Here is a 13,611-nt window from a genome sequence, read left to right as displayed (position 1 = left end):
GACGAGCCGACCAACCACCTCGACGTCGAGGGCGTGCAGTGGTTGGCCGCGCACCTGGTCAGCCGTCGCAGTGCGCTGGTGGTCGTCACCCACGATCGCTGGTTCCTCGACACCGTCGCCAATCGCACGTGGGAAGTGGTCGGCGGCGGCGTCGAGGCCTACGAGGGTGGTTACAACGACTGGGTGTTCGCCCGTGCCGAGCGGTCCCGTCAGGCCGACGCGTCCGAGGAGCGTCGACGCAACCTCGCCCGCAAGGAACTGGCGTGGCTGCGCCGCGGTGCCCCTGCCCGCACCTCCAAGCCGAAGTACCGCATCGAGGCGGCTGAGGCGCTGATCGCCGACGTTCCCGCCCCGCGTGACTCCGTCGCGTTGTCCTCGTTCGCTCAGCGCCGACTTGGCAAGGTCGTCATCGAACTCGAGGACGCGCGCCTGGAGACTCCCGACGGCCGCGAGCTGGTGAAGGACTTCACCTGGCGTCTGGCTCCCGGTGAGCGCGTCGGTCTGGTCGGCGTCAACGGCTCGGGTAAGACGACGATGCTCCGCACGCTCGCCGGTGAACTGCAGCCTGCTGCAGGCAAGCGCATCCAGGGCCAGACCGTCAAGATCGGTTGGCTGAAGCAGGAATTGGACGACCTACCCAAGAAACTGCGGGTTCTCGACGCGGTCAAGGAAGTAGCCGAGCGGATCACCCTGGGCGACCGCGAGATTTCTGCCGGGCAGCTCGCGGAGCGGCTCGGTTTCACCCCGGCACGTCAGCGCACCCCCCGTCGGCGATCTCTCCGGCGGTGAGCGTCGGCGGCTGCAGCTCACCCGCGTGTTGATGGCCGAGCCGAACGTGCTGCTGCTCGACGAGCCCACCAATGATCTCGACATCGACACCCTGCAGCAGCTCGAGGACATCCTCGACGGCTGGGCGGGCACTCTCGTCGTCATCAGTCACGATCGGTACCTGATCGAGCGCATCTGTGATTCCACCTGGGCACTGTTCGGCGATGGCAAGCTCACCAATCTGCCCGGCGGCATCGACGAGTACCTGCGTCGCCGCGCGGTTCTCGCAGCCGAAGCCACACCGGATTCGTTGACCACCGGCACGGTGCCGCGAAAGGCAACCAGGGACGCGGCCTCCGAGCGCGCGGCCCGCAAGGAACTCAGCAAGCTCGAGAAGCTCGTTCTTCGGCTGTCCAAGCGTGAGGTCGAGTTGCACGCCGAACTGGTCGACGCGTCCACCGAGCAGGGCAAGCTCGTCGCCCTCGACACCGAGCTCAAGCAGGTTCTCGCCGACAAGGACGTCGCCGAGGAACGATGGATGGAACTGGCCGCCGAGCTGGAGTAGTGCGGCGGAGCCGCAGTGGTGCGTTTGAGTTCCCCAGAGGGCACTTAAACGCACCACTGCGACGAAGTCGCATACTGAAGTCATGACATCGGTCGTCGCGGAAGTACTCGGTTCGGATTTCTCCCGGCTGCATCCCAAGGTTCAGTGGCGCTTCGGATTGCAGTCCTCGGACAATCTTGCTCAGTTCGGGGTGGGCGTGATGGAGGAGATGACGCATTCTCGGCTGGTGCCGCCGCCGTTGCTGTGGGCCGGACGCAAGCGTGGTCTCTTTCCCGCCGGTATCGGCAAGGACGTGCCGTTCACCATCGCCAACTACGCCTACGTCGACGAACTGGGCCGCGAGACACTGTCTTTCGTGCGTCGCTTCGCTTTCGCGGGTCGCCCGCAGGGGATGAACTCGGTGATGGTGTCCTCCGCCGAGTCCGACACGTATGCATTGGACTACCTGGGTTTCTCCTCGGACATGGTGGTGCACACCAGGTGTGAGGTCGATGCCGATGGTGGCCTGGTGCTCGAGAGCGAGGTGCCGCGATTCCTGCTGGGCCCTCTTGCGCCGAAGCTGCCCAAGGTGGCATCGGCGGTGACGATCGGCCGGGAGTGGTGGGATGCGGTCGAGGAACGGCATCGCATCGAGATCGAGGTGAAGAGCCCGGTGCTCGGACAGTTGTTTCTCTACCGCGGTTGGTTCACGGCGGAAGAGCGGCCCTGTCTCACCGCCGACATTCCCGGTGATGCGCGTCCGCGGTCGGTCGAGTCTCGCGAATAGCGCTACTGTTACGCGTCGAACGATCTGCGTGTGAAGGAGTCAACAGTGGCCGTTGTCGAAGCCGAGATCGTGGGCGGCGTAGGGCATATTGTCCTGAACCGGCCGGAGGCTCTGAACTCGTTGAACGGTGCCATGATCGACGGCATCCGAGCCGCCCTCGATGCGTGGCGAGACGATGACGCGGTCACTTCTGTTCTGGTGACGAGCAGTTCACCTCGGGCGTTCTGCGCGGGCGGCGACATCAAGGCGATTCGGCAGGCCGTCGTCGACGGTGACCACGAGGCCGGTCCGGCGTATTTTGCGGCGGAGTACGACCTCGACGAGTTGATTGCCGGCTACCCCAAGCCGTACATTGCCGTCATCGAAGCAGCGGCTTTCGGCGGTGGCCTGGGTATTTCGATTCACGGCAGCGTCCGCATCGTCACCGAGAACGCCGTGCTGGCCATGCCGGAGACGGCGATCGGTTTTGTGCCGGATGTGGGGTCGAGCTATTTTCTCTCGCGCCTGCCGGGCCATGTCGGACGGTATCTTGCGCTGACGGGAACTCGGATCACCGGATCCGATGCGCTCGCACTGGGATTGGCGACGCATTTCTGCCCGAGCGAGGTCGTGTCCGCTCTGAAGCAGGACATCCTCGCAGGCGTGGATTTGCACGAGGTGTTGGATCGATACACCACTGCGCCGTCGACGACCGAGCTGTCGTTCGACGCGGAGGCGGTGGCAGCGGTGTTCGAGAGGAACTCACTCGTCGACATCATCGATGCTCTGGTGTGCGACACACCCTGGTCGCGGACCACGAAGACTCAGTTGGCGACGCTGTCGCCGACGTCCCTGATGGCCACAGACGCGCTGATCACGCGAGGGGCCGACAGCACGTTGCGTGAATGCCTCGATCGGGAGTTGCGGATGGCGACGTGGATCATCACCGAACCGGACTTCGCCGAGGGTGTTCGTGCTGTGTTGGTCGACAAGGACCGAGCGCCGCAATGGAAGCCTCTGGTACTCGAGATGGTGCGACCAGAGGCATTCCAGCAGCTGTTGTGACCGATACCGGTCAGCGGTAGCCCTTGGCGGGGTTCTGCAGGTCCAGCACGATGGTCTGGCCGTTGGAGCGCACGTGGATCTCGGGGTTCTGCAGGCCACCCGAGACGAGGTATTCGCCGAGGAGCTGGAGCAGCTCGTCGGGGCCGACGGAGGTGTCGGGGGTGCGGATGTCGCCGGTGCGGCTGCCGAGCTCGTTCTGGGTCAAGCGGCCTGCGATGCGTACCGAGGCGACGCCCATGGCGGTGCGACGGTCGGGTCCCTGGCCGCGACCGAGCGACGGCGAGGCGCTGGAGCGGCCGTTGGTGGGCAGGCCGTGTTCTGAGATCTGATCGCTTGTAGTCACTTCAACCTCGTTCGATTCCGTGGCGGGCTTCTCTGGACGACGTCGATCCGCGCGGGGGGGCGTTGAATCCGTGTCGGACGACGTTGCTGGTGCAGGCGTTGTTGCGGACGCCTTCTCGGTGGACGTGACCACTGCCTCCGACTTCTCGGTTGTAGGGGTCTCGACCGCCTTCTCGGCGGGCGCTGCCGCCGAAGAATCGGTGCGGCCACCGGCGGGTGAAGCGGAATCGGACTTCGGCGGCGTCGCCAAACGATGCGCGGGAGCGCCACCGACCTTGATCCCGGCCAATGGGTAGTTCGATCCCTTAGTCATGTCGTTTTCCACTTCATCGTGATTCCCAGGTGGTTCCGCGCCGAGATGTCACGATCGGGTATCGATCAGGACGGGCTACTCGGCGTCGAGCACGCAGAAACGTACTCGAAGTTTGTTCGGACACGCTGAGAGTAGCATCACGATTGTTTACGACGCCATTTTTTGACCGAAGTTCTTGTTCTGCACTCTGAACCACACGGCAAATCCCCAGGCCACGAACGCGGCGTACACGAGGTAGAGAACCGCGGACGGATAGAACCCGGCGACGATCAGCAGCGGAACGCCCACGATGTCCACCGCTATCCAGATCAGCCAGAACTCGGTGAGTCCACGCGCCATTCCGAAGGTCGCCAGCATGGATCCGGTGAAGATCCACGCGTCGGCCCACTTGCCGAACGAGCCGAGGTAGCCGAACAGTTGCGCGAACACCACGGTGCCGACAACCGCGACGACGATCATCGCCGTCCGCTCCCGCGCTGTGCCCCACCGCGGTAGAACGGCTGCCCCCGACCGCTTCGAATCCCGCATCCAGCGGATCAACCCGTAGACGCTCACGGCGATGAACATCAGCTGTCGCCCGGCCTGGCCGTACAGATCGAGCGCCTGCGGGGTGTGGAACACGCCGCCCAGAAAGACGGTGAACAGCAGTGCATTTCCGACGATCCCCACCGGCCACGCCCACACGACGCGTCGCATCCCGCCGATCGCCGAGAGCAGGCCGAACCCGTTGCCGACCACCTCACGCCACAGAATCGGGTGCCCGAGAACGGAGAATTCGGCGTCGAGCAGATCGATCAGCACGGGTGCTACTGATCACCTGCGGCGACGAGTGGTTCGAGGGTCAGCTCGGGCATTTCCTTCTGGATGTACTGCAGACGCCACTTGTCGCTCACCAGTGCCAGTAGTGCGCCGTCGGTGCGGGTGAAGACCTCGACGCCGCGTTGGCGACCCAACTCGACGGCCGAGGCCGCGTCGGTGCGTCGGGCAAGGGAGTATCCGAGTGGTTCCATTCGAGCGTCGACGCCGAACTCGGTCTTCATGCGTGCGGTGACCACCTCGAACTGCATGGGGCCGACGGCGGCGAGTACGGGGGGACGCGTCGCCGCGAATGTCGTTGCGCAGCACCTGAACGACGCCCTCGGAGTCGAGTTGCTCGACGGCGCGGCGGAACTTCTTGTACTTGTCGGCGCTGTCGACGCGCAGGGCCGAGAAGTGCTCGGGTGCGAACGACGGAATGGGCGGGAACTCGACCTTCTTGTCGGTGTACAGCGTGTGCCCCGGGGCCAGTGCGGTCGCGTTGACGAGGCCGACGATGTCTCCCGGGTAGGCGTTCTCGACGGTCGTACGATCGCGACCGAACACCGTCAACGCGTACTTGGTGGTGAACGGCTTCTTGGTTTGCGAGTGGGTGACGACCATGCCGCGCTCGAACACACCGGAGACCACGCGCATGAATGCCAGTCGGTCGCGGTGCGCGGTGTCCATGCCCGCCTGCACCTTGAACACGACGGCGCTGAACGGGTCGGTGACCTCGCGTACGCCGCCGGAGACGTCGTCGCGCGGGCCGGGGGGGCGGCGCGAGGGCCACGAGGGTGTCGAGAATCTGCCGGACGCCGAAGTTGAGCATCGCGGAGCCGAAGATCACCGGCGACGTCTGACCGGCCAGGAACATCTCCTGATCGTGCTGCTGACCGCTCGAGATCAGCAGATCGCTCTCCTCGACGGCGGTGTCCCAGTCGACGCCCTCACGTTCGGCCGCGGCCTCGGCCGTCAAGAATTCTTCGGGCGCGATGGTCGCTCCACCGGCGGTACGGGTGAAACGGATGTAGCTGCCGTCCTGGACGTCGAGCAGGCCGCGGAAGTCACCGGCGATCCCGACGGGCCAGTAGAGGGGCGTCGGTGTCAGGCCGATCCGCGACTCGATTTCGTCGAGCAGCTCGAGCGGCGACTGGCCCGGGCGGTCCCACTTGTTGATCACGGTGATGACCGGGATGCCGAACTGGCGGCACACCTGGAAGAGCTTGAGGGTCTGCGGTTCGAGGCCCTTGGCGGCGTCGATCAGCATCACGGCCGCGTCGACGGCGGTGAGCACGCGGTAGGTGTCCTCGGAGAAGTCGGCGTGGCCGGGGGTGTCGACGAGGTTGATGACGTTGGTGATTTCGGCGTCGGGGGAGGTCTGGTAATTGAACTGCAGCGCAGTCGAACTCACCGAGATACCGCGGGCCTTCTCCATCTCCATCCAGTCGGAGACGGTGGAGCGGCGGCCGGCTTTGCCGTGGATGGCACCGGCCTCGGAGATGACACGTGCATGCAGGGCGAGGGCCTCGGTGAGCGTCGACTTACCGGCGTCGGGGTGCGAGATCACCGCGAATGTTCGACGCCTCGCGACCTCCGTCTCGAGCTCTTTGGCCTGGCTTCGGGTGGTTCCGGACTCGTCGAGCGCTGCCGGTCCGGACCCTTCGAGCGTTGCGTCGACGTCGGGGGTGCTGGACGGGGTACTCACGAAGACCTCATTCTCGTAGCAAGGGCGGCACCGAAAGAGTGGCCGGGGCAAAATTCAAGGATACGCGGCCCGTTGTTCCCCGCGGTCGGGGCGGGAGTGCCTACTGTGAACGGTGGGCCGGGAGATCCCTCACGAGGAGACAAGCGTTGAGCAAGTTCACCGAAGAGATGTTCGAGACCGCGAGCACCAGCAAGCACGGTCTGGTCACCGGCGAGCCCGACGAGGCGCTTCGGCAGTCCTGGGGTGAGATCCACGAGCAGGCGCGGCGAATGGCCGGGGCTCTGGCCGACGCAGGCGTCGAACACGGGGACGCGATCGGGATCCTGGCCGGTCAGCCGGTGGATATCGCGCCCGCGTGCCAGGCGACGTGGATGCGCGGGGGATCGGTGACGATGCTGCACCAGCCGACTCCGCGGACCGACCTCGCCGTCTGGGGTGAGGACACCGAGACCGTCGTGCGGATGATCGAGGCGAAGGCCGTGATTCTCGGGGCTCCGTTCGACATCGCCGCGCCCGTGCTCGAGGAGCGCGGCATCACCGTGCTGAAGATCGAGGACATGAAGACCGGTCGCGATATCGATCCGGTGCCGACGGCCGAGTCCGATATCGCGCTGCAGCAACTCACGTCCGGCTCGACCGGTTCGCCGAAGGCGTGCGGATCACGCACGAGAACTTCTACGTCAATGCCTACGCGATGATCGACCGCATCGAATTCGATGTCGATTTCGACGTGATGGTCAGTTGGCTGCCACTGTTCCACGACATGGGGATGGTGGGCTTTCTGTCGGTGCCGATGCAGGTCGGTGCCGAGGTCGTCAGCATCACTCCACTGGACTTTCTGCGCTCGCCGCTGTTGTGGGCCAAGCTGATTCACAAGTACCGCGGAACCGTCACCGCAGCACCGAATTTCGCGTACTCGCTGCTGGCGCGGCGGTTGCGTCAGGCCGAGGACGATCTGGATCTCGATCTGTCGACTCTGCGGTACGCCTGGAACGGAGCCGAGCCGGTCGATCCGGACACCATGATCGCGCTCGCCGAGGCCGGGGCCCAGTACAAGCTGAACCCGCTGGCTCTGGCTCCGGTCTACGGAATGGCGGAAACGACTCTCGCAGTGTCGATTCCGGATCCCGATCAGGGGCAGGTGATCGACGTGGTCGACGCGGACCTGCTCGAGACCCTCGGCCGCGCCGTCCCGTCCACGCGCGGCAACACCCGATCGCTGGCGACGCTCGGCAAGTTCGTCCCCGGGTTGGAGGGACGCGTCGTCGACAAGGAGGGGCAGGTGCTCACCGCACGCGGCGTCGGCATCATCGAGGTGCGAGGCAAGGCGGTCACGCCCGGATACATCACCGTCGAGGGCCCGGTGTCGACGCTCGACGCGGACGGCTGGCTCGATACCGGCGACGTCGGCTACATCACCGAGGATGAACTGGTGGTCGTCTGCGGACGTATCAAGGACGTCATCATCATGGGCGGACGCAACATCTATCCCACCGACATCGAACGGGCAGCGGGCACTGTCGCAGGTGTGCGGCCGGGCAATGCCGTCGCCATTCGGCTCGATGCCGGCGACAAACGCGAAAGTTTCGCAGTGGCAGTGGAAACCAACGACATCGACAAGCCGGACGAGGTCAAGCGCATCGAACGTGAAGTGATACACGCGGTGCACTCGGAGGTGGGTGTGCGGCCGCGAACCGTTGCAGTGCTCGGGCCGGGCAGTATTCCGAAGACGTCGAGCGGCAAACTGCGACGGGCGAATTCGGCGTCGCTGCTGAACTGAAACTGGGGGAGACCTCACACCCTTTGTGCGGGGTGCGCGTGTGCGCTCGGAGGCGAGAAGGGGCGCGCGCCTCGTACTGGGGACGCTCGGTTCAGCGCGGGTGCACCCTGTTCTGTGCTGCTTCGAGGCCGGCCGAGAGGAGGAGCTCGGCGGCATCGGCGGCTTCCTCGACGACAACGCCGAGGTCCTTGCGCTCGGCTGCGGAGAACGGCTTGAGCACGAACGACGCCGGATCCATCCGCCCCGGTGGCCGCCCGACCCCCACGCGCACCCGCAGGTAGTCCTTGGTGCTCAGGTGCTGCGAGATCGAGCGGAGGCCGTTGTGGCCGCCTTCGCCGCCGCCGAGTTTGAGTCGCAGAGCGCCGAAATCGATGTCCAGCTCGTCGTGCACCACCACGACGTTCGCAGGCTCGATCGAGAAGAAACGCGCCAACGCAGCCACCGGTTGGCCCGAGAGATTCATGAAGGTGCGCGGCTTGGCGATGACCACCGAGCGAGAGCCGAGACGGGCTTGCACGATCTCGGAGTTGGACTTCTTGTGCGAGGAGAACGCCGAGCCGATGCGTCCGGCAAGGGCGTCGGCCACCATGAATCCCACGTTGTGACGGGTCTTTTCGTACTGCGGGCCAGGATTGCCGAGGCCGACGATCAGGGCCGGCGCTGCGGGGTCAACACTCACGGTCGTCATTGTCTCATCACGCCTTCGAAACGAACGACGCGCTGCTCCCGGTGTGGGAACAGCGCGTTGTTCGTGGTCGGTGGAGCGAGATCAGCTGTCGCTGTCCTTGCTCTCGTCCTCGGACGCTGCCTCTTCCTGAGTCTCGGCTTCGCCTTCCTCGGAGACCGGCTCGGTGCCTTCGCCTTCGGCCTCGAGCTCTTCCTCGGACGGAGCCTCGGTGACGTTGACGAGCAGCTGCTCGGGGTCGGAGGTCAAGGTGACACCGTCAGGCAGCTGGACATCGCTCGCGTAGAACTGCGTGTCGATCTGGGCGTCCTCGACGGAGATGACGAAGTTCTCCGGGATCTCGAGAGCATCGGCCTCGATCTCGATGTACGTCGAGTCGGTGACGACCAGGGTGCCCGGCGCGGCATCGCCTTCGACGATGATGTTGACCTCGACGGTGACGCGCTCGCCCTTGTTCAGGACGAGGAGGTCGGCGTGCTCGATGCTGCGACGGATCGGGTGCACGACGATCGACTTGGTCAGCGCCAGCTGCGATGCGCCGTCGATGTCGAGGGTCAGCACGGCGTTGGTGCCATCGTTACGCAGCACGGCTGCGAACGCGCGAGCGTCGAGCGCGAGGTGCTGAGGGTCGGTGCCGTGTCCGTAGAGAACCGCCGGAACCAGGCCGTCACGGCGGGTGCGGCGAGCTGCGCCCTTGCCGAATTCGGTGCGGACCTGCGCGGTGAGATTGTTTACCTTCGATGCCATGGTGCTGAATGCTCCTGATAAAAGTGGTTCGTGCGGCGTACTTCGTCGGGCGGTCAAGCTCGTCGGGGCGGACACGAACGAGCGCGGCCAACGGGGCCGAGCCGCGTCGATAACGGTGGATCCTGAGAATCTGGATCCACCCTCGCCGAGACAACCTGGGAAACAATACACGATGCTGCGCAGTGGCTTGGTTATGTGCCCCCTGGGGCACCTGTCCGCACCGCTGCGAGCGCAGTGAGCAACTCGGCGGCCACGCTCCTGGCCACCGATACCGCATCGTCCCTCGCGCCTGCCGTGCCCATCACCACCGCGCCCTCGTGCAGCAGCGACAACCGAGTTCCCAGCTGTTCGGCGTCGGGGTATCCGGCTTCGGCGGCCAGCCGCGCGAACAATGATCTCGTCCAGTTCTTCTCGGACTCGATGGTCGCGAGCACCGGGCTGTCGGTGCCGCCGAACTCTGCGAAGGCATTGACGAATCCGCACCCGCGGTGGTTGTCGCGCATCCAGGCGTCGAGTGCGTCGTACACCCCGAGGACGCGTGCGTCGCCGGGTTCGAGGGATTCGACGTACTGCGTCACGTGATCGCACCACAGGCCGTATCGGCGGGTGAGGTACCGCTGCACCAGGCCGTCCTTGGAGCCGAATCGGTCGTACAGAGTCTTCTTCGTGGTGTGGGCTTCCTCCGCGATGAGGTCGACCCCGACGGCTCGGATGCCGCGGGCGTAGAACAGCTCGCTGGCGACGGTCAGGATGCGTTCTCCGGCGGGGGTGAGTGGCTTGTCGAGCATGGTTGCCTTCCGAAAGCGCTGGTGAGAAGTAGGTGCACTGCGAGTATACAGACCTGTATGTTTACATCGCTGCATGAAAGCAAATGTCGACGCCATCGCAGGTACAGCGCTGGTGGTGCTGTGGAGTTCGGGATTCATCGGAGCCGAACTCGGAACCGCCGAAGCCCCCGCCCACACGCTTCTGGCCTGGCGCTACCTCGCTGCCGTGGCGCTGCTGATCGCGTGGTGCCGGTATCGGAAGCTCACCCCCACCTGGCATGCCATCCGAATCCACGCAGTCCTCGGCCTGTTCTGTCAGTTCCTCTACCTCGGCGCCACCATCACCGGCATCGGGATGGGTGTGCCACCCGGTGTCGCCGCGTTGATCGCCGCACTGCAGCCGCTGGTGGTCGCGATGGCGTCGAGCAGGATCTTCGGCGAACGCGTCGGCGGACGGCAGACCCTGGGACTGGTCGTCGGGATTGCGGGTGTCTCGCTGGTGGTGGTCGGAGACCTGTCCGGTGCCGATCTCGCCTGGCCGGTCTACCTGCTACCCGCTGCGGGGATGCTGGCACTGTCGATGGGCACGATCGGTCAACGTATTCTGGCACCGAAGGAGCCGATCGCCCTGGCGATGGCGATCCAATGTTCCATCAGCGCAGTCGGATTCATGACGTGGAGTGTGCTGGCCGGAGACGCCGCACCGCCCATGACGACGGGATTCTGGGCGGCCGTGGCCTGGACTGTCGTGCTCTCCACCTTCGGGGCATACGGCGCGTACCTGTTCGTGCTGCGCCGCAACGGTCCCACCCGCGCCAGTGTGCTGCTCTACCTGACACCGCCGACGACGATGCTGTGGGCATTCGTGATGTTCGGCGACGAGATCACCTGGCTCGGACTCGGCGGACTCGCGGTCTCGGGGGCAGGGGTGGCTCTCTACCTCCGTAGAACCCATGTGAGCGACGGTTCGACGGGTCGTTCCGCCGGCTCCACTCCTGCCGACCCCGCTACGAAGTGTCACTCACGTGCGAGCGCAGCGAGCATCGTGTCCAGCTCCGCGAACGTGACGAAATAGTGCGGAGAGGCACGGACGACGGCGTCGAGCCCCCGGCCCGTCATGTCCAGTCGCGTCGAGCCGCGGTGGCTGACGGTCACCGTCACCGAGCTGTCGGCGAGGCGGTCACGCACGGCCACGGGATCTTCACCGTCGACGGTGAAGGACACGATGCCGCTCCTGCGATCGCCGAGGTCCTGCACCGTCACCCCGGGGATTTCTCCGAGCCCGGCCCGCAGGTATTCGGCACGTTCGACAACGGCCTCTTCGACGCGGTCGATGCCGAGTTCGAGCAGATAGTCGACGGCCGCCCCGAGCGCGAGCCTGGCCGCGACGTCGCATTCCCAGAACTCGAAGCGCGTGGCATCGTCGGCCATTCGATACGTTTCTCGGTCGACCCATTGGGCGCTGTGCAGGTCCAGGGCCGGTGGATGCAGCGTCGACGCCAATCCCGGTCGCAGGTAGAGGAAGCCGGTTCCGCGGGGGCCGCGGAGCCATTTGCGGCCGGTGGCCGAGAGAGCATCGACTCCCAGTTCCTCGACGTCGACGCGCAGCTGCCCGATGGACTGGCAGGCGTCGAGCAGGACCAGTGCGCCGTGGCGGTGTGCGAGATCGGCGACGGCGCGGGCGGGATTGATCAAACCGCCGTTGGTGGGGGCGTGTACCACCGAGACCAGTTTCACCCGATCGTCGAGCATCGATTCCAGTGCGTCCGGGTCGATGCGTCCCGACTCGTCGCTGGGCACCACCTCGACGGTCGCGCCGGTGACCTCGGCGCGGTGGAGGGCGGAGATCGCGTTGCTGGCGTACTCGGCCTCGCACAGCAGGATTCGATCACCAGGGGAGAGTGGCACGGAGTAGAAGAAGTCGGTCCAGGCTCGTGTCGCAGAATCGCTCAGTGCGATGGTCGACGCCTGCGCTCCGATCAAGGTTCCGATCGAGGTCTTGACCGCGGCGAGGTCATCGAGTCGTTCGCTTGCGGCCCGGTAGCCACCGATTTCTGCTTCCCGGCGCAGGTGCGCGATCGCGGTGTCGAGGACGACGGTCGGCGGCAACGAGGATCCGGCGCTGTCGAGAAACACGCGGCCCGACGCACCGGGGGTGTCGCGTCGAATGCGGTCGTGATCGAGCATCGGTCGTCCTTTCGGTAGCGAACTCTCGGGCACCAGAGTTCCACAATCGGTAGCCTCGACAAGACGAGGGATCGCCGCGTTTTCGATCCCCGCAGCTGGGTACGTTCGGTAGCGAAGAACGTGTTGAGTGCGGAAAGAAGGAATGAGTGTCGTCCAACGAGAAGTCTCTCGGGCTGAGCTCGCGCCCGGCAGCAGAGGCATACGTGTCGAAGGTGTGTTTCAAACTGGGGCCACCGGCTCTCATCGGCGCCGAACTCGAGTGGCTCACCGCCCTCGACGACGGAACCCGCCCGACCCTCTCTGCTCTGGCCTCTGCGCTCGGTGTTCACTCCCCGCGCAGTATCGATCCCGAATCACCCGCCCTGTCGTTGCCGGGCGGCAGCATCGTCACCGTCGAACCCGGCGGTCAGGTCGAATTGTCCAGTTCGCCTTATGTATCCGTTTCCCAACTCGCACCGATGCTCGACGCCGATGCGCGGCTGCTGCGGGATATTCTCGGCAATGCGGCATAGACATCGCATCCGTTCCGGCCGATACCGCTCGGGCACCCGAACGCCTCCTCGTCCTACCGCGGTACTGCGCGATGGAGAATCGGTTCACCACCATCGGCCCCTTCGGGAAGTTGATGATGTGCAACACCGCTGCGGCTCAGGTGAGCGTCGATGCGGGACGTGATCAGGCCGAGGTCGCCGCCCGCTGGCACATGCTCCACGTCATCGGCCCTGCCTTCGTGGCCGCGTTCGCGCGCTCTCCCGAGCTCGCCGGTGCGCCTGCGGGAAACTGGACATCGCAGCGGATGCGCACCTGGCTCGAACTCGACTCCAGCAGAACCGATTCCAGTAGAACTGCGGTTCCGAACACCGGCGACCCGATCGCCGACTACGCACGCTGGGCACTCGACGTTCCACTGCTCTGCATCCAAGGCGTCACCCAGAACTGGGAAGCGCCTGCGGGCACCACATTCGCTCAGTGGTTGGACGATCCCGACCTTGTCGGACGAGCGCCGACCTCCAGTGATCTCGACTATCACCTGACCACCCTGTTCCCCCAGGTGCGTGCCTGCGGGCACCTCGAGATTCGGTACCTCGACGCGCAGCCGGACGGTCAGTGGGTGGTTCCGGCGGCGGCATTCGAGGCGCTGCTG

The 13,611-nt window shown here is 65.4% G+C and carries 10 protein-coding genes and 4 pseudogenes; 7 read left to right on the top strand and 7 right to left on the bottom strand.

Translation table 11 applies throughout. The annotated features are described in order from the left end of the window. From RHBS_RS14580 to RHBS_RS14570, 3 genes and pseudogenes are all read left to right on the top strand, one after another. Positions 1-1,333, top strand: a pseudogene (locus RHBS_RS14580) (ABC-F family ATP-binding cassette domain-containing protein); the annotation flags it as partial. Between the two features lie 82 nt (positions 1,334-1,415). Then, positions 1,416-2,099: a DUF4166 domain-containing protein gene (locus RHBS_RS14575; RefSeq protein ID WP_128645907.1), complete on the top strand. Its 684-nt coding sequence runs from the start codon at positions 1,416-1,418 to the stop codon at positions 2,097-2,099. Positions 2,100-2,144: 45 nt separating this feature from the next. After that, positions 2,145-3,143 carry an enoyl-CoA hydratase/isomerase family protein gene (locus RHBS_RS14570; RefSeq protein ID WP_128645906.1) on the top strand — a complete coding sequence of 333 codons (999 nt, stop codon included), beginning with the start codon at positions 2,145-2,147 and terminating at the stop codon, positions 3,141-3,143. 10 nt (positions 3,144-3,153) lie between these two features. On the opposite strand, the gene RHBS_RS30610 is transcribed toward RHBS_RS14570, so the two are convergent. After that, entirely contained in the window at positions 3,154-3,486 is a 333-nt protein-coding gene (locus RHBS_RS30610) for a hypothetical protein (protein WP_237669228.1), read from the bottom strand. Between the two features lie 70 nt (positions 3,487-3,556). Here RHBS_RS30610 and RHBS_RS30605 point away from each other — a divergent pair, with 70 nt between their 5' ends. Then, a complete protein-coding gene (locus RHBS_RS30605) occupies positions 3,557-3,781 on the top strand; it encodes a hypothetical protein (protein ID WP_237669227.1) in 225 nt (74 codons plus the stop codon). 164 nt (positions 3,782-3,945) lie between these two features. Here RHBS_RS30605 and pnuC read toward each other — a convergent pair whose 3' ends face one another. Together pnuC and RHBS_RS14555 are read right to left on the bottom strand one after the other, a co-directional pair. Further along, positions 3,946-4,599: a nicotinamide riboside transporter PnuC gene (gene pnuC, locus RHBS_RS14560; protein WP_128645904.1), complete on the bottom strand. Its 654-nt coding sequence runs from the start codon at positions 4,597-4,599 to the stop codon at positions 3,946-3,948. Positions 4,600-4,604: 5 nt separating this feature from the next. After that, positions 4,605-6,163: pseudogene (locus tag RHBS_RS14555) on the bottom strand (peptide chain release factor 3). A gap of 284 nt (positions 6,164-6,447) precedes the next feature. Here RHBS_RS14555 and RHBS_RS14550 point away from each other — a divergent pair. After that, positions 6,448-8,081, top strand: a pseudogene (locus RHBS_RS14550) (fatty acyl-AMP ligase). A 91-nt stretch (positions 8,082-8,172) separates the two neighbouring features. Here RHBS_RS14550 and pth read toward each other — a convergent pair. From pth to RHBS_RS14535, 3 genes are all read right to left on the bottom strand, one after another. After that, positions 8,173-8,760: an aminoacyl-tRNA hydrolase gene (pth, locus tag RHBS_RS14545; protein WP_237669226.1), complete on the bottom strand. Its 588-nt coding sequence runs from the start codon at positions 8,758-8,760 to the stop codon at positions 8,173-8,175. A 90-nt stretch (positions 8,761-8,850) separates the two neighbouring features. Further along, positions 8,851-9,513, bottom strand: coding sequence for a 50S ribosomal protein L25/general stress protein Ctc (locus RHBS_RS14540; protein WP_121870623.1), 663 nt, complete (start codon positions 9,511-9,513; stop codon positions 8,851-8,853). 191 nt (positions 9,514-9,704) lie between these two features. Further along, complete coding sequence (locus RHBS_RS14535; RefSeq protein WP_128645902.1) at positions 9,705-10,301, bottom strand: TetR/AcrR family transcriptional regulator; 597 nt, start codon at positions 10,299-10,301, stop codon at positions 9,705-9,707. A 73-nt stretch (positions 10,302-10,374) separates the two neighbouring features. Between RHBS_RS14535 and RHBS_RS14530 the strand changes: the two genes are divergently transcribed. Continuing rightward, entirely contained in the window at positions 10,375-11,355 is a 981-nt protein-coding gene (locus tag RHBS_RS14530; RefSeq protein WP_128645901.1) for a DMT family transporter, read from the top strand. Here RHBS_RS14530 and RHBS_RS14525 read toward each other — a convergent pair. Beyond that, positions 11,298-12,467, bottom strand: coding sequence for an aminotransferase class V-fold PLP-dependent enzyme (locus RHBS_RS14525; protein WP_128645900.1), 1,170 nt, complete (start codon positions 12,465-12,467; stop codon positions 11,298-11,300). The two genes, RHBS_RS14530 and RHBS_RS14525, sit on opposite strands and share 58 nt — an antisense overlap. 146 nt (positions 12,468-12,613) lie before the next feature. On the opposite strand from RHBS_RS14525, the pseudogene egtA reads away from it, so the two are divergent. Then, positions 12,614-13,611: pseudogene (gene egtA / locus RHBS_RS14520) on the top strand (ergothioneine biosynthesis glutamate--cysteine ligase EgtA); the annotation flags it as partial.

The sequence above is a fragment of the Rhodococcus sp. BS-15 genome, assembly GCF_000813105.1.
Lineage (GTDB): Bacteria > Actinomycetota > Actinomycetes > Mycobacteriales > Mycobacteriaceae > Rhodococcoides.
The sequence above is the reverse complement of the archived record's forward strand: the minus strand, read 5'-3'. Positions and strand labels throughout refer to the sequence as shown.

Coding starts and splice junctions, on each gene's coding strand:
- RHBS_RS14530 (WP_128645901.1), top strand. CDS start 10,375: ATGAAAGCAAATGTCGACGCCATCGCAGGTACAGCGCTGGTGGTGCTG.
- RHBS_RS14525 (WP_128645900.1), bottom strand. CDS start 12,467: ATGCTCGATCACGACCGCATTCGACGCGACACCCCCGGTGCGTCGGGC.
- RHBS_RS14535 (WP_128645902.1), bottom strand. CDS start 10,301: ATGCTCGACAAGCCACTCACCCCCGCCGGAGAACGCATCCTGACCGTC.
- RHBS_RS14540 (WP_121870623.1), bottom strand. CDS start 9,513: ATGGCATCGAAGGTAAACAATCTCACCGCGCAGGTCCGCACCGAATTC.
- RHBS_RS14575 (WP_128645907.1), top strand. CDS start 1,416: ATGACATCGGTCGTCGCGGAAGTACTCGGTTCGGATTTCTCCCGGCTG.